The organism is Mucilaginibacter endophyticus (assembly GCF_003351025.1).
In the GTDB taxonomy this organism is placed as follows: Bacteria; Bacteroidota; Bacteroidia; order Sphingobacteriales; family Sphingobacteriaceae; genus Mucilaginibacter; species Mucilaginibacter endophyticus.
In genome coordinates this window covers 104,030-126,696 of the sequence record NZ_QPCG01000007.1, presented here as the reverse complement: position 1 = coordinate 126,696, position 22,667 = coordinate 104,030, and the positions used below count along the sequence as shown (strand labels likewise).

12 protein-coding genes are annotated in these 22,667 nt (G+C 44.9%); 9 read left to right on the top strand and 3 right to left on the bottom strand.

From position 1 onward, the window contains the following. Positions 1 to 15: 15 nt before the first annotated feature. Positions 16 to 3,003: a SusC/RagA family TonB-linked outer membrane protein gene (locus DUL71_RS25190; RefSeq protein ID WP_114940634.1), complete on the top strand. Its 2,988-nt coding sequence runs from the start codon at positions 16 to 18 to the stop codon at positions 3,001 to 3,003. An 11-nt stretch (positions 3,004 to 3,014) separates the two neighbouring features. Beyond that, entirely contained in the window at positions 3,015 to 4,745 is a 1,731-nt protein-coding gene (locus tag DUL71_RS25185; protein ID WP_114940633.1) for a RagB/SusD family nutrient uptake outer membrane protein, read from the top strand. 72 nt (positions 4,746 to 4,817) lie between these two features. On the opposite strand, the gene DUL71_RS25180 is transcribed toward DUL71_RS25185, so the two are convergent. Beyond that, a complete protein-coding gene (locus DUL71_RS25180; RefSeq protein ID WP_114940632.1) occupies positions 4,818 to 7,199 on the bottom strand; it encodes an ABC transporter permease in 2,382 nt (793 codons plus the stop codon). Between the two features lie 429 nt (positions 7,200 to 7,628). Here DUL71_RS25180 and DUL71_RS25170 point away from each other — a divergent pair, with 429 nt between their 5' ends. After that, positions 7,629 to 8,903, top strand: a complete 1,275-nt coding sequence (locus tag DUL71_RS25170) for an epoxide hydrolase family protein (RefSeq protein ID WP_114940829.1) — start codon at positions 7,629 to 7,631, stop codon at positions 8,901 to 8,903. Between the two features lie 204 nt (positions 8,904 to 9,107). Here the strand turns inward: DUL71_RS25170 and DUL71_RS25165 are convergent, their stop codons facing one another. Further along, a complete protein-coding gene (locus DUL71_RS25165; RefSeq protein ID WP_244228831.1) occupies positions 9,108 to 10,739 on the bottom strand; it encodes a DHA2 family efflux MFS transporter permease subunit in 1,632 nt (543 codons plus the stop codon). Between the two features lie 68 nt (positions 10,740 to 10,807). Between DUL71_RS25165 and DUL71_RS25160 the strand changes: the two genes are divergently transcribed. Together DUL71_RS25160 and DUL71_RS25155 are read left to right on the top strand one after the other, a co-directional pair. After that, positions 10,808 to 11,710 carry a helix-turn-helix domain-containing protein gene (locus tag DUL71_RS25160; RefSeq protein WP_114940630.1) on the top strand — a complete coding sequence of 301 codons (903 nt, stop codon included), beginning with the start codon at positions 10,808 to 10,810 and terminating at the stop codon, positions 11,708 to 11,710. Between the two features lie 323 nt (positions 11,711 to 12,033). After that, a complete protein-coding gene (locus tag DUL71_RS25155) occupies positions 12,034 to 14,331 on the top strand; it encodes a histidine kinase dimerization/phosphoacceptor domain -containing protein (protein WP_161964505.1) in 2,298 nt (765 codons plus the stop codon). Between the two features lie 5 nt (positions 14,332 to 14,336). On the opposite strand, the gene DUL71_RS25150 is transcribed toward DUL71_RS25155, so the two are convergent. After that, complete coding sequence (locus DUL71_RS25150) at positions 14,337 to 14,825, bottom strand: cupin domain-containing protein (protein WP_114940628.1); 489 nt, start codon at positions 14,823 to 14,825, stop codon at positions 14,337 to 14,339. A 99-nt stretch (positions 14,826 to 14,924) separates the two neighbouring features. On the opposite strand from DUL71_RS25150, the gene DUL71_RS25145 reads away from it, so the two are divergent. The 4 genes from DUL71_RS25145 (at position 14,925) to DUL71_RS25130 (ending at position 22,595) form a co-directional block, all read left to right on the top strand. Next, positions 14,925 to 16,667, top strand: coding sequence for a tetratricopeptide repeat protein (locus DUL71_RS25145; protein WP_114940627.1), 1,743 nt, complete (start codon positions 14,925 to 14,927; stop codon positions 16,665 to 16,667). 450 nt (positions 16,668 to 17,117) lie between these two features. Next, positions 17,118 to 17,852, top strand: coding sequence for an ImuA family protein (locus DUL71_RS25140; protein ID WP_114940626.1), 735 nt, complete (start codon positions 17,118 to 17,120; stop codon positions 17,850 to 17,852). Positions 17,853 to 17,858: 6 nt separating this feature from the next. Further along, positions 17,859 to 19,367 carry a Y-family DNA polymerase gene (locus tag DUL71_RS25135; protein WP_341867750.1) on the top strand — a complete coding sequence of 503 codons (1,509 nt, stop codon included), beginning with the start codon at positions 17,859 to 17,861 and terminating at the stop codon, positions 19,365 to 19,367. 6 nt (positions 19,368 to 19,373) lie between these two features. Next, positions 19,374 to 22,595 carry an error-prone DNA polymerase gene (locus DUL71_RS25130; RefSeq protein ID WP_114940624.1) on the top strand — a complete coding sequence of 1,074 codons (3,222 nt, stop codon included), beginning with the start codon at positions 19,374 to 19,376 and terminating at the stop codon, positions 22,593 to 22,595. Positions 22,596 to 22,667: the final 72 nt, after the last annotated feature.

Genomic DNA, 22,667 nt, shown 5'->3' with positions numbered 1-22,667 from the left:
TTATAATTTCTTCTTATGTACAAAAAACTTTTACTCTGGCTGGGCGCCTGCGCGCTCTGTTTTATATTCACCGGTAAGGTTCTGGCCCAGGACAAAACAATTTCCGGTACGGTGACGGATGCAGCCGATAGCTCACCGCTTCCGGGTGTAAGTGTTGTGGTAACAGGAATGTCTGTAGGCACCACCACCAATGCCAAAGGCGTATATACGCTCAAGGTATCATCATCTGCAAAAACTATCTCATTTTCTTACATCGGTTACAGCACCCGAGAGGTACCGCTAACCGGCGAAGCTACCTTGAACACATCCCTTACGGCCTCAAGCAAATCATTGCAGGAGGTTGTGGTGGTGAGCGTTGGCTACGGTACTCTTGATAAGCGCGAAGTATCAAGCGCCATTACCCATGTTTCGTCAAAAGATCTGCTTCCAGTGGCATCTAACAGTCCCTTAATGTCATTACAAGGCAAGGTTGCGGGCCTAAGCATTACAAACACTGCCGGTGCCGATCCAAACTCATCTCCTAAAGTACAATTACGGGGCGTTTCTTCACGTAATGCAGGTTTAGGCCCACTGTATGTGATAAACGGTATCCCTGGGGGCAACATTGATAACATCAATCAAAACGATATAGAAAGTATCGATGTGCTTAAAGGCGGTGCGGCATCTGCAATTTATGGCACGCGCGGGAGTAATGGCGTTATTATCATTACTACAAAAAAAGGATCATCGCAGGCACGCACATTTTATGAAGGTTATGCAAGTTTTGATTACCTGACTAATGAATTGCAAAACCTTACTCCCGATGAGTTTATTGCCGACAGGGTTAAAAACAACCAGGGACAAGACTACGGCGCTAAAACCAACTGGATGGGCGCGGTTACCAACTCACCCGCTTTTGCTCAAAAACATACCATTCAATTGTCGGGTGGCTCTGGTAAAACGAATTACTTCGCATCGGCCGATTACCGTAATGCTGATGGTATTGACCTGCGTGCCCATAAAAAAGAGTACGGGGCACGAATTAACGTGAACCATGCTACCGACAATGGCATTTTTGTAGCCTCCCTAAATATCGCGCCAAGGTATATGAACACCAAAAACTCCGATCAGGGTAATTTCAATAACGCGCTCACCCTCAACCCTACTTATCCTATTTACGACACTGCCCATAAGTACAATTACATCAATACGGGTTTCTTTTCCAATAACCCGGTTGAAAATGCCAATGTGATCAAATCTGAAGCCGAAATCAAAGAGATGGACATTAACGGCTCATTAAGGGTGAATATCCTCAAAAATCTGAGCACTACTGTTACCATATCAGAGATCAGCCGGTCTGCCAGGAGTCTGAACTTCACGCCGTCCACGTTGTCATCTATCGTACATGCTAATAAGATCACGCAAACCAATTTCGCATCGCAAAGGCAAGAGGAAAACGATCAGAAAAACGTGGAATGGACAGGCAATTACTCGCTTGACCTGGGACGAAATCACTTCAAGGTGTTGGGTGGTTATTCATATACATTGTACAACTATAACACTTTCTACGCCCAAAACTATGATTTTCCTTTCGATTCATACCTCTGGAACAATCTCGGTTCAGGGTTGTATAACGGCGGCGCTGCCGGACAAGGGCAATCAGCTGTAAGTTCAACTCAAAATGGTTCAACGCTTATTTCGTTTTTTGGCCGGGCCAATTATGATTTTAATAACCGGTATATTTTAACAGCGAGCGTGCGCCGCGAGGGGTCCTCAAAATTTGGCACGAACAATAAGTGGGGAAGCTTTCCCGCAGCATCGGCCGCATGGCGCGTTTCTGAAGAAAATTTCATGAAAGGCGCGCTTCCCTGGGTAAACGACCTTAAATTACGTGCAGACTACGGTGTTACAGGCAACCAGGATTTTGATAGTTATCTTTCATTACTTTTATATGGGGGAGCAGGCTATTTCCCATACAATGGCCAGGTTTACCAGGTTTATGGGCCAACGTCAAATGTCAATCCGGATCTGCGATGGGAAAAGTCGATCAACTTTAACGTAGGCCTTGATTTTTCAATCCTCGATAACCGCATTTCAGGATCATTGGATTATTACATCCGCAAAAACAAAGATCTATTAGGTTATTATAACGTTCCGCTGCCACCAAACTCTCAAACGCAAACCTTTGCCAACGTGGGCACCATGAAAAACTATGGATTGGAATTGGCACTGAACGGGGCAGTTGTCAGAAATACTGATTTCAGCTATAACCTAACCTTTACGCTGGCCTATAACCGCAATAAATTTATCTCTTTCTCCAACGATATTTACAAGGGGGCTCCGTTTGTTGAGCTGGCCGGTTTGCCTGCACCAGGCTCTCCGGGCAACATACAGCGCATCCAGGAAGGCAGGAGTATTGGCGAATTTTATACACTGCGCTCGGCAGGTGTAAATAAAGACGGAGCTTTGCAGGTTTATAAAAAAGATGGCACCATAGTTCAGGCTAACCAGGCTTCTGCCGATGATAAACAATTTGTAGGCAACGGCTTACCTAAATTTACCGGCTCAATGGGCAATACCTTCAGGTACAAACGATTTGACCTGGGGATTTTCCTTAGGGGTACATTCGGTTATAAAATATTCAATACCGCGGCATTTTATATCGGAACACCATCAAGTCAGAGCGACGCCAATGTCTTGAAATCCGCTTACGACAGCAAAAGCAAATACTCATTGCTAACCAACTCTGCAACTACGGCTATAGCTTCTGATTATTTTCTGGAAAACGGATCATTTGTAAAAATAGACAATGTGGCCCTTGGGTATACGCAGCCATTTAAAAGTAAATACCTCAAGTCTATACGCGTTTACGCTACCGGCAGAAACCTGCACACATTTACAAGTTTTACGGGCGGAGACCCTGACCTGGTAGATGTTAACGGGCTTACACCAGGCGTAAACACTTCGCTGAATTATTATCCGGCTACACTTCAATTAATCCTTGGTTTGCAGGCAACCTTTTAAATCTACAAAACATGAAAAAATACAAACTATATATCAGCAGCATTTTACTATCCGGTTTACTAACCGGCAGCTGTACCAAACTGGATGAACACGTGTATGACAAGGTAGACGCGTCTGGTTTCCTGACCAGGCGGGATGATGTGATCAGAGATTTCCTGCGCCCCTTTGAACACGCTTACTGGAGCATACAAGGTAATGACGTGTATGCCGCCGGCGAAGACTGCACAGACGAAATAGGCACCTATAACAGGCAGGGCGACTGGCAGGATGGTGGTTACTACCAGCGTATGCACTACCACACCTGGACCATCACAGATAATTTCACAAGCGGCGCCTGGAATAACTTTTACCAGGGGATAGTATTGGCAACTAATTCGCTAACGGATATGGAAGGCATCAAAGATCCTTCAAAACTAAGCGTCACAGATACAGAGTTAACAGATTTTAAATCGGAACTGCATACCCTGCGCGCATGGTTTTATTTGAGGGCATTTGACTTTTATCGCAATATTGAGATAGTTACTGATGTAAAAAACTCAACAAAGGGCAATCCGCAGTCTACCCCACAGGAAATGTTTACCTATATCGAATCGGAACTGAAAGGCGCTATCGACGGATTACCTACGCGTCAACAACTTGGGGCTTCGGGAATAGGACGCTGGACAAAGGCCGGCGCGGCCGCATTATTGGTGCGCTTATACCTTAACGCCAAAGTTTACATAGGTCAGGAAAAATACGCCGAATGTGAGGCTGTTTGCCGGGATATTATCAGCGGTAAATATGGCGCGTATCAGCTTGACACCCGATGGGACGCGCCTTTCGATTATACCAATACTACCTTAAATTCGGAGGTGATATATGGGTTCCCCGGCTCGCTTGCACGTACGCACTGGCAGTATGATGGCGGTATGTTTTTTTGGGGGTTAACTTATGACGCGGCTCCATTATATTGCGGCTTTACTGATTTTGGCCAGTCAAACCCACGTTATGCGCTGCAACCCGGACGCGATGTTGACAGCGTTGAGTATACATTTCAGTTGGGCAAACCCTTTGTTAAATTTCAAAAATACCCGGACGATTTGCGGTTGAAAAAGTACAAAAACCTTGGCAACAGCCAGCGCGAGGGCATGTTTTTGTATGGTTACCTGCCTTATACCCATACTGTAAATGGGGTAACCCGTACCGATACTGTAAAAGGTAATAAAGGCCCATATCCACTGTTCATCCGCGACCAGGTTGGTATGTTTTTGGGCGCGAAACCAGGAACAAAAATAGCTGATAAGGAATCAGATATGAACCATGCCGATCATAACTCAGGCGTATTCCTGATAAAATACCCTTTTTACCCAACGCCAGATCCTAACAGGATCACATCAGCTTATGCTGAGATCCGGCTTTCTGAGATCTACTATACCCTGGCAGAGTGCCGTTACAGGGCAGGTGACAAAGCGGGGGCCGCCGGTTTCCTGAACCAGGTGAGACGGCGCAATTTCCCCGACGGTTCACCAAGCCTTTATCAGCCGGATGGCAGCCAGCTTACTGATCAGGAGATGCTGGATGAGTGGTGCCGGGAATTTATCGGAGAAAACCGCAGACGTACCGACCTGATACGCTGGGGAGTGTTTACTACCGGAACATGGTGGGACAAAAAGCCCGACGGCGACAATCATACCGAAATCTTCCCTATCGGCCGGGATATCATGAACGTTAACCCGCAGCTGAAACAAAACCCGGGTTATTAATCAGGCCTTACAAAGCCAAAAAAAGGCGCTACCCGATTGGGATAGTGCCTTTTTTCATAAACTTAAAAGCCCTTATTCGCTTTTTAAACTTTTAACCGGGCTTGTTAATGCCGCTTTTATAGTTTGAATACTAACGGTAAGCATGGTGATCACTATTGCGGTAATACCCGTTAACACAAATATCCATGGCGAAATCCCCGACCGGTAATCAAAATGCTGTAGCCAGCTGTTCATCATATAAATGGCAATTGGTGTGGCAGCCAGGAGCGAGATAAATACAAGGGTAATAAAGTCCGTAGTTAACAGTCTCCAAAGATTGAAAACCGTTGCTCCGAGTACCTTGCGTACGCCAATTTCCTTTACGCGCTGTTCGGCCATAAAGGATGCCATACCAAATAAACCCAGGCAGCTGATAAAGATGGCCAGGGCCGCAAAAAACGCGGCCAGTTTACCAATGCGCTGTTCGTTACCGAATTTTTGAGCATATGCCGAATCCACAAAGCTATATTGAAAAGGTTGTTCGGGGTTGAAGTGTTTGAATACCTGTTGTATACTCTCAATAGCCTTTCCTGCACTCATTTGAGGGTTAATGCGTAATAACACTGTCCCGGCAGCGTCTTTATTAAAAAAGTAAATACAAGGCTTTACCTGCCCGTAAGGCGAATCAACAATGATATTGCTGATGACACCAATTATTTTGAAAGGATGGCCGTAAAAGGTAATATTTTCACCTACAGGGTTCTTCATCCCCATAAACTTTACCGCCGACTCATTAACTACTACGGCTGATGAATCAGTCAGGTAATCTTTTGAAAAGTCCCTCCCTCCTTTAAATTGCCAGCCTGCGGTTTTTCCGTAATCAACAGAAACACCGTTTTGCTGAAAATCCACACTTAAGTTTGGATCTTTCTCTTTCCACTCAATAGCGCTGGTACTGCCCGCGGTTTGGGTAGGGTTTACATCACCTTCGGCAACAGAAACAACAGCGCCGGTTTTATAAAGCTCATTTTTTAGCGCAGTAAAGCTCTTATGAACCTGGTCGGTGCCGGGATTAACAGCTAACAAGCCGTCCCTGCTGTAACCTATCGGCCGGTCTTTTGCAAACTGGATCTGCCTGAAAACAACCACAGTGCCGATGATCAGTGTTATTGATACCGTAAATTGCAATACCACGAGTACTTTGCGCGGAAGCGCCGCCAGTTTTCCTGCCCTGAATACCCCTTTGAGCACTTTTACCGGCTGAAACGACGACAGGTAAAACGCGGGGTAGCTTCCGGCAACAATCCCGGTAAATAAAGTAAAGCCCAATCCCAATAACCAGAACAAGGCGCTGCCCCAAAGTATGGTCATTTGCTTTTCTGCTACTTCGTTAAAAAGAGGCAGACTCAACTGCACCATCACCAAGGAAATTACAAACGCCAGCGCTACACATAAAACCGACTCGCTAAAAAACTGATAAATAAGCTGGCTCCTGGCCGAACCAATGGCTTTCCTGATACCTACTTCGCGAGCCCGCTTCTCCGACCTGGCTGTGCTCAGGTTCATGAAGTTTATGCAGGCCAGCAGCAATACAAAAACACCAATGATGCCAAACATCCATACATACTGAATGCGCCCGCCTGTGTTTTTACCGTCTTTAAACTCATCGTACAAATGCCATTTGCTCATAGGATACAAAAACAAAGCGGGTTTCTTTTTGGCAAGTACAGCACTTACATTGCGCAGCTTTGCATCCTTTATTTTCAGGGACAAAGCGGCAAGGTTGGCATTCGGTTGCGTTTGTACATAAAGGGCACAAAAGTTGGGCCGCCAGGGTTCGCTCATCGACCTGATATCGTTAGCGGTGAAGCCCATTTCCCAGGGTGCAATAAAACCAAGGCCGGCGAACGTTGCATTGTGGGGCATATCTTCAAACACACCGGCAACCTTCGCGTTATAATGGTTATCAATCTTTAAAGTCCGGTTCATCGGGTCGGCATCTCCGAAGTAAGCTTTTGCTGTTGATGCCGAAATCAAAACCGAAGTAGGATCTGTTAATGCATTACGGTTGCCTTTTAGCATTTTCAACGTGAACATCTCTGGGCCCCCGGCTTCCATAAATACGCCGGTCCGGGTTAATTTTTTATTATCCAGCGCAAGCATATGATCGCCATAGCCAGCACTGTTTACCACCTGTTTAAAAAGACTGCCATAGCTTTTCCGCAATTCGGCTGCAAGTGGTAAGGGTACAGCCTGCCAGGTTTGCACTTCGCCATTGTTGGTAACATTTTGGATTACCTGGGCGATGGTTCCGCGGTTTTGATGATTACTATCAAACGATAATTCATCCCAGATCCAGAGACCTATCAGCATGGCCACCGCCATACCAACAGACAATCCCGCGATATTGATAAAAGAATGCACCTTGTTTTTAATAAGGTTACGCCAGGCAATTTTCAGATAGTTTTTGATCATAACGATAATTTTAATTGGCAGCCGTGATTGAGCAAAGAGGGTTTACTGTCAGTAACTTATATAAGATGCATGCCAAATAAATAACAATCTATATATCAATAAATTAAACAAAACCATCACTCAATAAACTGTTCGCATACGGACAGCCTGTGTCCGGATATAGTAAAAAACATTATAGCCTTTGTTTCAGAATGATGCAACATAAAAAGGGCCCGTGCATCAGCCTTTTTTTTCAAAATCAGGAATGATTAAACTACTTATAAAATACATCTTTTACCATCACGACATTTCGTACCCTGATTTCTCTTTCACGAAATACAAAGATTCAAAATATCAAAAAAAAGCCCCTCAGGCAGCTAATAATCAAATATTTACAATATGGCACAGTAAATGAATTGGCAAACCCGGTTAATATTAAACATTAAAACCATGAAAAAGATCAACCAAATTATTGTCAGTTCGATTATTGCAAGCGCATTTGTAGCACAGAGCTCGTTAAGTATTGCGCAAACTGCTCCTGCATCATCTGACGAAACCATCCGCCCGTTCCATGTAAAATTTCCAAAAGAAAAACTAACCGATCTTAAACGCCGCATTTTAGCAACGCAATGGCCCGAACGCGAAACTGTAAATGATCAGTCACAAGGTGTTCAGCTTGCCACTATCCAGGCTTTAGCCAAATACTGGGCAACAAGTTATGACTGGAGTAAATGCGAGGCCAAGCTGAATGCTATACCTCAGTTTGTTACCAATATTGATGGGCTCGATATCCATTTCATCCATGTACGTTCAAAACACAAAAATGCCTTGCCAATTATAATCACACATGGCTGGCCGGGTTCAATTATCGAACAATTAAAAATTATTGGCCCGCTTACTGACCCTACCGCCTATGGAGGCAAGCCCGAAGATGCTTTTGATGTGGTTATTCCCTCACTGCCCGGATATGGTTTTTCGGGTAAACCCACCGCAACCGGCTGGGACCCTCAGCACGTTGCAAAGGCCTGGGTTGAGCTGATGAAACGCCTCGGGTATACAAAATATGTAGCGCAGGGCGGTGATTGGGGCAATGCCGTTACCGAACAAATGGCATTGCTTACACCTCCGGGACTGCTTGGCATTCATACCAATATGCCGGCCACAGTTCCGGCAGATGTTGCGAAAGCACTTCAGTACGGCGAACCACAACCGTCAGGCCTTTCGGATGAAGAAAAACATGCCTGGGACCAGCTCGACTTTTTTTATAAACACGGTTTGGGTTACGCTAACGAGATGGCTAACCGCCCGCAAACTTTATATGGAATCCAGGATTCGCCTGTGGGTTTGGCCGCCTGGATGATTGACCACGACGGGGTTAGTCTCGCGCTTATTACCCGCGTTTTCAATGACCAGCCCGAGGGTTTAACTAAAGATGATATTTTGGATAATGTTACCCTTTACTGGTTAACAGGAACCGCGGTTTCTTCGGCCCGTTTATACTGGGAAAGCAAGCTTGCTTTTTTTGCTCCAAAGGGTATCACTATTCCGGTAGCGGTGAGCGCCTTTCCGGATGAGCTTTACCAGGCACCAAAAACCTGGACAGAACGGGCTTACCCTAAACTGATCTATTATAACAAACTTGATAAAGGCGGTCATTTTGCAGCATGGGAACAACCTAAAACCTTTGCCGAAGAAATGCGCGCTTCATTTAAAACACTACGATAATTCAAAGCGCAGTTCATCTCATCTGTTTTTAAATCAAACTTAAAGTAATGGAAAAGGAAAGCAGCAGTCCACAAGTGGACACTTCTATGAAAAAAGTAGTTTACTTTGAGCCTTAAGGCATCAGATAGCAGGCCCTGATGTCAAACTTTCGATAGCTAACATGTTCAGGTTAGCTATCGATAAATTAAAAATCTGTCATCATCATCAATGCGCGTCCGGTACTTCTACCTTACCCGCTTTTACTGCGGTGCGCTTTTTTATTGTCATGATCACCAAAGGGATGCAGCAGGCATTTAATATAGCGAGTAACAGAAAAGCATCCATATAACTAAGCAGGAAAGTTTGCCTTGTTATTGTATTTTCTAATGCACCGATTGATTGTTGCAGCGCGCGCAAATAGCTGGCCCCATGTGCTATGAAATTACTGATAAAGGATTGCCGCCGTGCTATGGTTAGCGGATCGGAAGCTGTTACATGCGTAATCAAAGACATCCGGTTATCGGCAGCCCGGTGTGCGATATAGGTATTGATCAGTGCTATACCAAATGAGCCACCCATTTGTCTCATCATATTATTCAGTGCCGCTCCCTGCGGAATGTCGGCTGGCTTAAGTTCCGAAACAGCCAGCGCGGTTAAAGGAACAATAAGCAAGGCCGCTCCTAACCCACGACAAATCAGCGGAATAAAGAAATAGGCGTTCCCGGTTTCGAGGTTAGAACCTGACATCATAAAACCAAAAATTGCCGACAAACCAAATCCCAGGGTAATAAGATATTGCGGCCGGATCCCGCTTTGGAGCATTTTACCTAAAAACGGTGAGATCATAGCTGCCATCAAGGTTCCCGGCAATAACATTGTACCCGTTTGAAAAGCAGAATAACCGATAATCCGCTGGGCATACAACGGAAAAACAAATACCGCGCTAAATAAACCGAAACCCAATACAAAGGTCATGATTGCCGAAATAGATAAAGTGGTGCTCTTCAATACACGCAGGTTGATAACCGGGTGTTCTATCCTTAGTTCCCACCAGATCAATATTGCTAAGCTCAAAACGGAGAGTAAAGTAAGTATAATGATATAGGTTGCAGCAAACCAATCGTCGGTTTCGCCGCGCTCAAGTACTACCTGCAAACTACCGACACCTACTGCCAGTAAAAAAATGCCCAACCAGTCGATACTCCGGCCATCTGCTGAAGGCTTGCTGGGTTTGAGGTAAATGTATGACAACAACGCGGCCATTAACCCTATCGGGATATTTACATAAAAGATCCATTGCCATGATAAGTTATCTACAATATAGCCACCCATCACCGGGCCTATAGATGGGCCTATGATAATACCAAGACTAAAGATCCCACTTGCAGTCGCCCTTTCCTTCACCGGAAAAGTTTCAAACAGTATTGACTGCGAAGTTGATAATAATGCCCCGCCGCCTATACCCTGAAAAAAACGGAAAGCGACAAGTTCCCAAAGATTATGGGAGAATCCGCATAGCGCCGAAGCAAGTGTAAATAAAAGAATAGAACCGATATAATATTGCTTTCGGCCAATCTTCTCGGCCAGGAAGCTGGTCATGGGTATAATGATCACATTTGCAATGGCATAAGAGGTAATAACCCAGGCCGTATCTTCAAGCGACGCACCCAAATTGCCGCTCATGGTATTAATAGACACGTTTACAATTGTAGTATCAATAAGCTCTATGATGGTTGATGTGATGATCGTTATCACGATGATCCATTTTCTGAAACCTGTTTCCATAAAGCAAAAATACCTTCGCCCCTTACCGCCGCCATTATAGTATTCAAACAGGAAATTATAAAAATCAAACAAAGACAATTTTATCAATCATCAAAAAGTCATAAATATTTATAATAATCAAATAAAGCTTAACTTCGTTTATGCAAACGATAGAAACGCTTGAGGAATTTTACAGGCGCCACCCTGTAGATAATCAAAAAGTATTTGCCGAAAACAATACCGGGCAGGGGCATTTCAATGTATTTATGCGCAAGCCCTGTATGGTACGTAGCCCGTTCAGTCGCCGCGATTTTTATAAAATAGCGCTTGTAATAGGCAATGGAAAGATGCATTATACCGATAAAGAGGTCGTGGTAGACAGGCCTGCACTTGTTTTCTCCAGCCCATCTGCAACAAGCTCATGGGAGAGTGATGCAGGGCCTCAAACCGGTTGGTTTTGTCTTTTTACGCAAGCTTTCATTGAATCCGGCAGCCCGCAAATACAGGATTTTCCTTTATTCAAAGCCGGTGGCAGCCACATTGTTTTTCTTACAGAAAGCCAGCAGGCCTTCTTTTCTGCTGTGTTGCGAAAAATGATGGAAGAAATGGATTCAGAATATTCCGGCAAATACGATCTACTCCGCAATTATTTGCGAATTCTGATGCACGAGGCGCTAAAAATAAGTCCGTTAAACCCTGTCGAGAACAATATTAATGCACCGGCCCGAATCACCAACCAGTTTTTGGAATTACTGGAAAGGCAATTCCCTATTGATTCGTCAGGTCAATATCTCAAACTAAAAACAGCTAACGACTTTGCAAATTGCCTGGCCATGCATACCAATCACCTAAACCGCTCGGTGAAGGAAACCACCGGACAAACAACCAGCCAGCATATTTCTGCTCGTATATTGAAGGAGGCACAAGCTCTGCTAAAACATACCGACTGGAGTATTGCGCAGATTGCCGTTGGACTTGGTTTTGAGGAACCTGCTTATTTTACCAACTTTTTTAAAAAACATACAGGTATATCTCCGGCTATATCCCGCCTGTCAAATAGCTAAAACATTGTCAGTATATTCCGTCTCGATTAAAGGTTTCATACTATCGATAATTTGCACAACAATAACCGTACTTTATACATTGCGGGAGCCATGGTAAAAATTGAATTTTAAAGGCCGGGCATATAAAGCTTTATTTTTTGTTACCCAACACATGTGCAAAGCTTTAATTGCTTGTTGGCTATGGCCGGCAATAAAATCCAGCCCCTATTAAAACAATTGACTATTAATAAATTACAGCAAATACTATTGCTAAAAATTAGCAGATGCACTTGAATATGCTTAAATTTAAAAAAAGATTGATGCATACAGGCTCTCAACCAAAAATGAGAAGAGCCGACTTGATACGAAAGTGCAAACTGATTATACCCTGTTTCCTTTGCATCATTTCGGCAAGGGCGCAGGAAATCACCAGGCGTCATGTAGATTCTTTGCTCCTACAAAAGGAGGTTGCGGGTACTGCAGCCGAACGCCTCTCATCTGTTTTACAACTCGCGGAGTTTTTTAGCCAGTTACGCCATCCCAATCCTGCTCAGTTAGATAGTGCTTCTTATTTTATTAACCGGGCCGAACAACTTAACCACCGCTCGCCGCAAACCGAAATTAATTTTCGCATCGCGCTGATCCGCTCGGCGTTTTACAAATCAAAGGGCGAACCTAAAGCAGGCAGGGCTTTACTTGAGCAAACAATACAGGAAATAAAGCAGGCTCATAACTGGGTACTTCTTGGCAAGGCTTATTTTGAACTATCAGAATACTATAGCCAGGATTTTTTGCAGCAAACCATGGTTACCCGGATCAATTATCTAAACCTGGCTGTGAGCGCTTTTGAACGGACAGATCATCTGGTTGAACTTGCGCGATGTTACCGCTTACTGGCCGATCTGCATCAGATGATGAATAATTACACACTTGCATTTAGTGAAGCAAAAAAGGCATTAGGTTACTATAATCAAGCACATTATACAGAAACACAAGGGCTTTACGCGTTATTAGGCAGGTTGTTTTATACCCAGGGCGACTATAGAACAGCCATTAGCTATGAACTTACCGCCCTGCGGCTTGCTACGGCAAGCAGCGCCGACAATGTAAGGCTGATATGCCAGATCAATAATAACCTGGGCTATGATTTTATTAAACTTGGTGAAAATCAAAAAGCTATCACTTATTTTTCACGGGCGTTAGAGATAGCCAAAACCGAAAAAGATAACGCGACCGTATACCTTCTGGCCGGTAATATTGTTGATGTATACCTGCGTATGAACCAGCCTCAAAAAGCCAAAGCCTTTTTAAACCAGATAGTTCAAAAATTTGCATACCCATCGGGAAAGCTGTATGAAGGAGGCGATGAAGTTAGCCAAACCTATCTTAAAATTTACCTGGCATTAAAACAGTATGATATAGCCAAACGCTACTGTGATGAGCTTATCCGCCAAACCAACAACCCCAACCTTAACATATATGCCCGCAGCAGCTATTATGAACTCATCATTAAATACTATACCGCGACCGCGGGATTTGCCGAGGCGTTAAAATATCTCAAACTGAACCAAAATGTATTGAAGAAAATTGGCAACGATAATGACCTTGGCACTAATGAAATTCTTTGGTTTCATCTGGATACTGCCCAAAGACAATATCAGTCGGCTATTTATCATCTTATATCAGCCAATACCATTAAAGATTCCATCTTTAACAGCACCAAAAGCAAACAAATAGAGCAGTTACAAATTGATTATGGTACCCGGCAAAAAGAGGCACAGATTGCGCTCCTCAATGAAAAAAGCAAGTTTGAGCAAGCCAATTTAAGGCAGGCCAACCAGGTTAAAAACCTCACTATAGGCGCTATATTTTTATTGTTGATCATTGCTATTTTATTATTCAGGCAAAACTTACATAAGCAAAAAAACAACGAGGTGGTCACCTCCAAAAACATACTGCTTGAGGACCTGCTGTCGCAAAAGGAATGGCTGTTAAAGGAAGTGCACCATAGGGTAAAAAACAACCTGCAAATTGTAATGAGCATTCTGAACACCCAATCAGCTTATTTACAAAATGATGTGGCCCTTGAAGCCATCAGGGGCAGTCAGCACCGTGTAAACGCAATCGCGCTTCTGCATCAGAAATTGTACAGTGGGACTACCGCGGCGCTTGTATCTATGCCTGCCTACATTGCCGAATTGATAGATTACCTGAGCGATTCATTTGTTACAAGTTTCAGGAAAATAAAAATCAGGCAGATATTAGAACCGTTGAGCCTTGACCCAGCCCTGGCTGTACCCATAGGTTTGATATTAAACGAAGCCATCACAAACGCCATAAAATATGCCTTTGATCCTGATGGTGGAGAGATATTGGTGAGCTTATTTGTGGCGGATAATGGCGAAGCCATATTAAAGGTATCAGATACAGGGCGCGGCCTCCCGCCCGACTTTGATTTTTGCCAGGCTAACTCCCTGGGCATGGAAATGATGAAAGCCCTTGGCAAACAGCTAAAAGGAAAATTCGCTATTGAAAATACCCATGGCGTTACATTAATGATCACCTTCCCGATTGAACAAAACCACCTTGAAGTTTTTGAAGAAAGGAATTATCTCAGTACCGACCAGGAAGTAAACTCTTAATCTGTTTACCCTAAGTAATCAGGAGGATAAAGTTTTTGGCCATATTTTTCTGCAATAGATTTTAACCGGGCTAAATCATCTTCAGTCAAAGCAGGCGGAGGTAAAAATGTACCCGCAGCAACCGGGGTTCCTATCTCCTCAAAAAATTCATCCAAACCTGCGGGAATAACGGTACATAACATATGGGCCGTGGTATTGCTTTTATTTTTGAAACAATGCACTTCACCTCCTTTCGGGATATTTACAAAAGAGCCTTTTTTCGCGATATAGGGGCCCGCTTCGGTTTTAAATTCTAATTCGCCTTCAATAATATAAAACGACTCCTGCATTTCGGCGTGGGCATGTGGCCCGGGTCCGCCGCCTGGGGGCACCAGCATATCAATAACGGCATAGGCACCGCCGGTTTGTTTACCCGAAATAATTACCCTATAGGCATCACCAACTACGGCAAGCGTTTGCCCTTCATTTTCATCTATGGTTATTATGTTATGCATATTTTAAAACCTTATTAAAGCGCACACTAATCTAACTAATATTGAGCGAATTAGTTCGGTAAAAATCTTAAATTGCATATACCTTCTCAATGTATTGCAATGAAAAATCAACTCCTTTTAATCAAAAGCTTTTTTGGATTGATTGTTGTTTTCTTTACGGCACAGTCCTTCTATTATCGCTATCAAAAAAGCGCCGTAACAACAACCTTTATGTATAAAGGCACCGCTAAGCGGGCAATAGTATGTGGCTTTGTGTATAACAGCGCGGATAGTATTCCGGATATCCCGGCATTGAAAGGCTGGGGTAATTACCAATGGAAAATTACAACCGCATCAGATAGCGCGCAATTTTATTTTAACCAGGGCATAAGCATGTATTATGCCTTTCACTCTATCGAAGCGATAGCTTCTTTTATTAAAGCCACACGTTTTGATCCGGACTGCGCAATGGCCTGGTACGGAAAATCGCTGGCCCTGGGCCCAACTATTAACTATCCTAACGGCTATGTCCCACCTGCCGATGCCCTTGATGCAGCCGAAAAAAGTAAAAAGCTAAGCGCCAAGTGTACCCCGCTCGAAAAAGAGCTTATTGGCGCCATGCAACAGCGCTACAGTAATGATAGTGCCCTTACCGTAAACCGGTTAAGAATTAATTATGCCGATGCCATGCGGGCAGTATATTCAAAATATCCCAAAAATGCCGAAGTATTAACGCTATATGCCGATGCCTTGCTACTGCTTCACCCCTGGGACCTCTATACTCATGATTTTAAACCCAAACCATGGACACCGCAAATCCGCTCCCTGTTAGAACAAGCTATAGCCATTTGCCCGAAACATCCCGGGGCTAATCATTTTTATATCCATACCATGGAGGCCTCCGCAACTCCGCAAATGGCTTTAAAAAGTGCCCATTTATTGGATACCCTGATGCCCCTGGTATCGCACCTGACGCATATGCCTTCGCATATTTATATCCGCACTGGCAATTATGAGCAGGGCATTACCAATAATACAGCAGCTGTTGCTGGTTTTGATACCTATTTGAAACAGTACAGCCCTGTAGCAAACGGAGATGTATTATATAAGATCCACAACATCCATTTAAAAGTAAATTGCGCGCAAATGGCCGGCAATTACCAAACCGCCCGTGCTGCAGCTTACGATGCAAGGGCAGCATTACCACCCTATTATTTAGGCGCTAAGGGTGCCGATGGCAATTTTTTCCAGTATGTTTATATGCAGCCGGTGTTAACAGCTGTCCGCTTTGGTAAATGGGCAGACATTTTAAATACCAAGCCTGTTGATTCGCTTGTTTACGCATCGGCATTGTTGCATTTTTCAAAAGGATTGGCATGGTGCAGTAAGGGTAATATTACCAATGCCCGGCATGAACTACAAATGCTGCAACTCAAAATGAAAGACCGGTCATTAAAGGCCCCTATAGATAATTTCAGCAGTGCATATGAATCGGCAGGCGTTGCCAGTCTTATACTACAGGGCAGCATCACCACCTCCGAAAAAAACTATAGTGCGGCCATTGATATTTTACAAAAAGCCGTTACTGCCGAAGATCACCTGATCTACAACGAACCGCGTGACTGGCCGCTGCCCGCAAGGCACTACCTGGGCAATGCATTATTAAAAGCAGGCAGGTATAATGAAGCCATAACTGTGTTAAATAAGGACCTGGTAATTAATCCTAACAATGGCTGGGCATTAACCGGGCTTCAGTTAGCTTATCAAAGTACCGGCAACGTAACGGCCTTAAATAAAACAAAACAGCAATTAAAAACAGCCTGGAAAATAAAGGATTTAGAAATTGATAAACCTGTTTTTTGAACAAAAACACATCGCAGTAACTTCGACCAGTGCGGGGAACAAAGGTTTTAGAATTCCCCTCTTGAGAGGGGGCGCGGAGGGAACGAGTGGTAGCAGGGGTGTGTTTCTGCTACAAGCTTATCAAAGCAGAAACACACCCCTCCACCCCTCTCAAGAGGGGAATCGCTCAATCCCGCGCTTTTCCTTGCTTAAGTCAGCGATCACTTGGCTCCAAGCTTTTGGCTTAGTTAACGCCTATGCCCTCTAAGAAGAAAATCGCACTATCTACCCGCTTTTTATCTTTAAGTTGACGGCTATAGTATTAGCTACCATTACCACCATCATTCAATTAAAATCAACCATTTAAAAATTTATCCACCAATTAGGAAATACTAATATTTTTAGCATTATATTTGTCATTCAAATTCATCAGCAGCATTTAAAGCTATGATTTAAATTAAATGACGTGTAATGCCGGTAGCCAAAAAAGATATCATCAGCCGTTTGCAAAAAGATATTTTGCTTTGGCAGGGCTTTACGCCAGCTATGGCCGGTAAAGCTAAGGGTATTGGTTTGGGCCCGCTGGAAGCTGCTTTTCCTAATGGTGTTTTCCCGACCGGTACAATACATGAAATGATATGCCCCACTCCTGAACATACCGCGGCTACCGGTGGGTTGATATCCGGTCTGCTTACCCGTTTAATGAAACAAGGTGGCGTGTGTTTATGGGTGAGCATGCACAGGCAATTATTCCCGGCGGCGTTAGCAGGCTACGATGTAGAACCTCACCGGGTAATATTTATTGATGTACAACGCGAAAAAGACCTGCTTTGGGCAATGGAAGAGGCTTTAAAATGCGAAGGCCTCGCTGCCGTAATAGCAGAAGTAAGGGAGATCAGCTTTGCACAATCGCGGCGTTTGCAACTGGCAGTTGAAAACAGCAAAGTAACCGGTTTTTTACTGCGTAATGATCCGCGCAAGCTTGGCTCAACAACTTGTGTGGCCCGTTGGCAAATAACGCCTTTGCCAAGCCAAACCCATGATGATTTGCCCGGCATTGGCTTTCCCCGCTGGCAGATTGACCTGCTGCGGGTACGCAATGGCAATCCCGGCAGCTGGAAACTGGAATGGATCGATGGGAATTTCATACCGGTAGAAGAAGAAAAAGCCGCGCAAATAAATTTACAGGAAAGGATAGCCGGGTAGTGAGATATGATGAACAAGCGCTTTATATCTTTATGGTTTCGTCATTTACTGACAGACTGGTTCACCCTTCGGCGGCCAGAATTTAAAGCGCTGCCCTTTGTTTTTGCCTCGCCCGTACGTGGCCGGGTTATGATTACCGCTACCAACGAGTTGGCCGAAGCACAGGGCGTAACCACAGGCATGACCGCAGCTGATGCAAAAGCTATAATAGTTGATCTTCAGGTTATTGATGACATACCCGGCCAGGCCGATAAACTGCTCAAGGCTTTGGGCGAGTGGTGTATCCGATATTCACCATTGATAGCTGCCGATTTGCCTGATGGGCTATTGCTTGATATTTCGGGCTGTGCCCATTTATGGGGAGGTGAAAGGGAATATTTAAAGGAGATTGTTACTCGCTTAAGAAGCAAGGGTTATGATGTTCGCGGCGCTATGGCAGATACGCCGGGCGCAGCATGGGCAGTAGCCCGCTTTGGCAAAGTAAAACCAATCATCCCTCCCGGCGAACAAGCAGATGCATTGCTGCCCTTGCCCCCTCCTGCGCTGCGGCTTGAACCACTGGTTATTGAAAGGCTGCAAAAGCTCGGGTTTTATACTATCAAAACTTTTATGGGTATGGGGCGTTCGGTATTACGCCGACGCTTTGGGCAGGAATTATTGCTGAGGCTTGACCAGGCTTTAGGTAATGTAGATGAACCCCTGCAATTATTGCATCCCATTGAGCCTTATTCAGAAAGGTTACCTTGCCTGGAACCCATCCGTACAGCTACCGGGATCGAAATAGCCATTAAAACACTGCTCGAAAAACTTTGTCACCGTTTACAGGGCGAAGGTAAAGGTGTGCGGACAGCAATTTTAAAATGCTACCGGGTGGATGGGCATGTGATTAGTGCTGATATCGGCACCAATCGCGCATCACATCATATTGATCATCTGTTCAAACTGTTCGAGCTCAAGATCCCCACCCTGGAACCGGCATTGGGCATTGAACTTTTCACACTCGAAGCGCCAAAAATTGACGATGTAGATCCCGAGCAGGAAGTGTTATGGCAATCAGAAAGTTGCGGCCTTGATGATACGGATCTGGCTGAGTTACTGGACAGGTTAGCCAATAAAATTGGTGCAGGCAGCATTCACCGTTATCTGCCCCAGGAACGTTACTGGCCCGAACGCAGCATCAAACCTGCCATCTCCATTAATGAAAAACCGCAGACCAGCTGGCGAAAAGACCGTCCCCGTCCTTCTATTTTACTCCCTCGTCCGCAACCGATAGAGGTAACCTCGCCTATCCCCGATTATCCGCCAATGCTGTTCATCTACAAAAATGAAACGCACCATATTAAAAGATCTGACGGCCCCGAGCGTATAGAACGCGAATGGTGGCTTGACGAGGGCGAACACCGTGACTATTACCAGGTTGAAGATCAGGATGGCAGGCGTTATTGGTTGTTCAGGTCTGGGCATTATGCGGGCAGTCAGTCGGGGCAATGGTTTATTCACGGATTTTTTGCATAACAGGTTATGAGCTATTCGGAATTACAGGTAACCACCAATTTTAGTTTTTTACGGGGAGGATCGCACCCCGAAGAACTGGTAATGCAGGCAGCAGCACTGGGCCATACTAAAATTGCCATTACCGACCGCAATAGCGTAGCCGGCGTTGTACGTGCGCACTTAGCTGCCAGACCGGATGATGTCAATATTAAAATTATTCCAGCTTGCCGTCTTGATCTGCTCGATGGTGCCAGCCTGCTTGCTTATCCAACAGATATGGATGCATGGTCGCGCCTTTCCGGGCTGCTTACCCGGGGAAACCTCCGGGCCGAAAAAGGCCAGTGCCATTTGTACAAGCAAGATGTATATGAATATGCTAAAGGCATCAAGTTCATAGCAGTACCTCCCGAATCGCTAAACAGTCGCTTTGATTTTGACGAAACTTTCAAAACCGATTTAAAAGAGTACCAGGAAGCTTTTGGGCATGAACTTTATCTTGCCGCCTCACGTGCTTATAATATTGATGACGGTAAACGGCTTCACAGGCTGGCACAATCGGGCGTACCCATTGTGGCTACCAACGATGTACATTACCATGAAGCAGCCCGCAGGCAGCTGCAGGACGTTGTTACCTGTGTGCGTGAAAAATGTACCATTCATAATGCCGGTTTTAAACTCAATGCCAACGCCGAAAGGTATTTAAAAAGCCCGGATGAAATGGAGCGCCTGTTTCGCCAGTATCCTGATGCCATAGCCCGCACCGCCGAAATAGCCGAAGCCTGCCAGTTTTCATTAGATACCCTTAAGTACATTGAACCCGAAGAACCCAATACCGATGGCCTTAGTCCTCAACAGCGGTTAACCAAATTCACCTGGAAAGGCGCCCGGCAACGGTACAACAATAATGTACCCGATAGCATTAAACAACAAATAGAATTTGAGCTCGCCTTTATTGAGCGGAAACGTTTAGCCCCATATTTTTTAAGGGTTTACAGGTATACCCGCAAAGCGGCAGAGTTGGGTATACTTTACCAGGGACGTGGCTCGGCGGCTAATTCTACGGTATGTTACTGCTTAGCTATTACCGCTGTCGATCCTACTCAAACGCAATTACTTTTCTCCCGTTTCATGTCTGATGCGCGTGATGAATGGCCGGATATTGATGTGGATTTTGAACACGAACGTCGCGAAGAGATCATCCAATGGATTTACAGCGAGTACGGTCGTGACCGATCGGCCATTGTAGCTACCGTTACACAGGAGCGGCACAAGGGCGCTATTCGTGATGTTGGCAAGGCTATGGGCTTATCGGTAGATACCATTAACCGCTTGTCGGGTGCCATCTGGGATTTTTCGGAAGAGGCATTTGACCGGCAAAGGATCATTGATCAGGGACTTAACCCAGATGATAAGGCCTTGCATAAAGTATTGTTACTTACCGAACAGTTGATGGGCTTTCCGCGCCAGTTGGGGCAGCATACGGGTGGCTTTGTTATTACCCAGGGCAAACTATCGGATATATGCCCGGTGATGAATGCCCGCATGGAAGACCGAACCCAACTGGAATGGAACAAAGATGATCTGGAAGCTCTCGGCATTCTGAAGGTTGATGTACTTGGCTTAGGTATGCTTACCTGTATCCGCAAAAGTTTTGACCTCATTAAACAGCATTATGGCGAAACCTATGATTTAAAGAACGTTCCGCGTGAAGACCCGAAAGTTTACGATATGATTTGTGATGCCGATACGCTGGGCGTTTTCCAGATAGAAAGCCGCGCGCAAATGTCTATGCTGCCAAGACTTAAACCGAGGGAATATTATGACCTGGTGATAGAGGTTGCCATTGTACGCCCCGGCCCTATCCAGGGCGATATGGTTCATCCTTACTTAAGGCGTCGTGATGGAATAGAAGAAGAAAGTTATCCCAAAGAAGAATTACGGAAAATACTGGGCCGAACCAAAGGGGTGCCCCTGTTTCAGGAACAGGCCATGGAAATAGCCATGGTAGCAGCCGAGTTTACCGCAGCCGAAGCCGATCAGCTACGCCGGAGCATGGCCACTTTTAAAGCTAAAGGTTTGGTAAGCCAGTTTCGGCAAAAACTGGTTGATGGTATGACAAGAAGGGGATACGAAGAAGACTTTGCCCATCGCATTTTTAAACAGTTGGAAGGTTTCGGCAGCTATGGCTTCCCCGAAAGCCATGCGGCATCATTTGCGCATTTGGTTTATATCTCTTCATGGCTTAAATACCATTACCCTGATGTATTTGCGGCTACCTTGTTAAATAGCCAGCCAATGGGTTTTTATCAGCCGGCCCAAATTGTAATAGATGCCGAAAGGCATGGCGTAGTAGTGAGGCCTGTAGATATTAACCACTCATTTTGGGATAATACTCTTGAAGAACAAGACGGCGCATACCGGGCATTGCGCTTAGGTTTCAGGCAGGTTAAAGGCCTTAATGAAGATGATATGCAGGCGCTCATTGCCGGCCGCGGTATAGGATATACCAGTATCAGTCATTTAAGCGATTCCGGCGTGCCGCAAACCCAGATTGAAAAACTTACCGATGCTGATGCCTTCAGGTCCTTAAGCCTTGATCGTCGTGCTGCACTGTGGGAAGTACCGGCACTCAGCGATAAACCAATAGGCCTTTTTGCCGGGCAACCATCTGAAAGTACTAAAGAAACCCAGATCAGCTTGCCGTTTATGACCCAGGCCGAGCATGTGGTACAGGATTATGCGGCCACCGGTTTATCTGTTAAGGCACACCCGGTTAGTTTTTTACGACAACAACTTGATATGCTGCAAGTAACCCCGACTGCCGAACTGCCGAACCTTAAAAACGGGGATAAGATAAAAGTTGCCGGTTTGGTAACTGTACGGCAAAGGCCTGGCACTGCCAAGGGCATTTTATTTATCACCATTGAAGATGAAACAGGATTTGCCAACCTGGTTGCCTGGGAAAAGATCTTTGACAAATACCGCAAAGATATTGTCCAGTCACGCTTACTCATGGTTGAAGGTGTGTTACAGATTGAGGGCAAGGTGATCCACGTTATTATACGGCGCTGTTTTAATTTATCAAAGCTGTTGAGCACACTTACAACCGTTGGTAATGACGACCAGCCGGTAATGACCTTATCCCGCAGCGACGAAACAACCGCGCCTTATCCGGCAGGATCAAACAAAGGACAGGTTCAGCAAAGCAAGCAAAAAGAGGTATTTCACAAGGGACGAAATTTTAAATAAAAAATTTAAAATGTTTTTATGGCTGATTCGTCTGCATTAATATAGGACGAATAAAACAGCTGCCGAGATCGT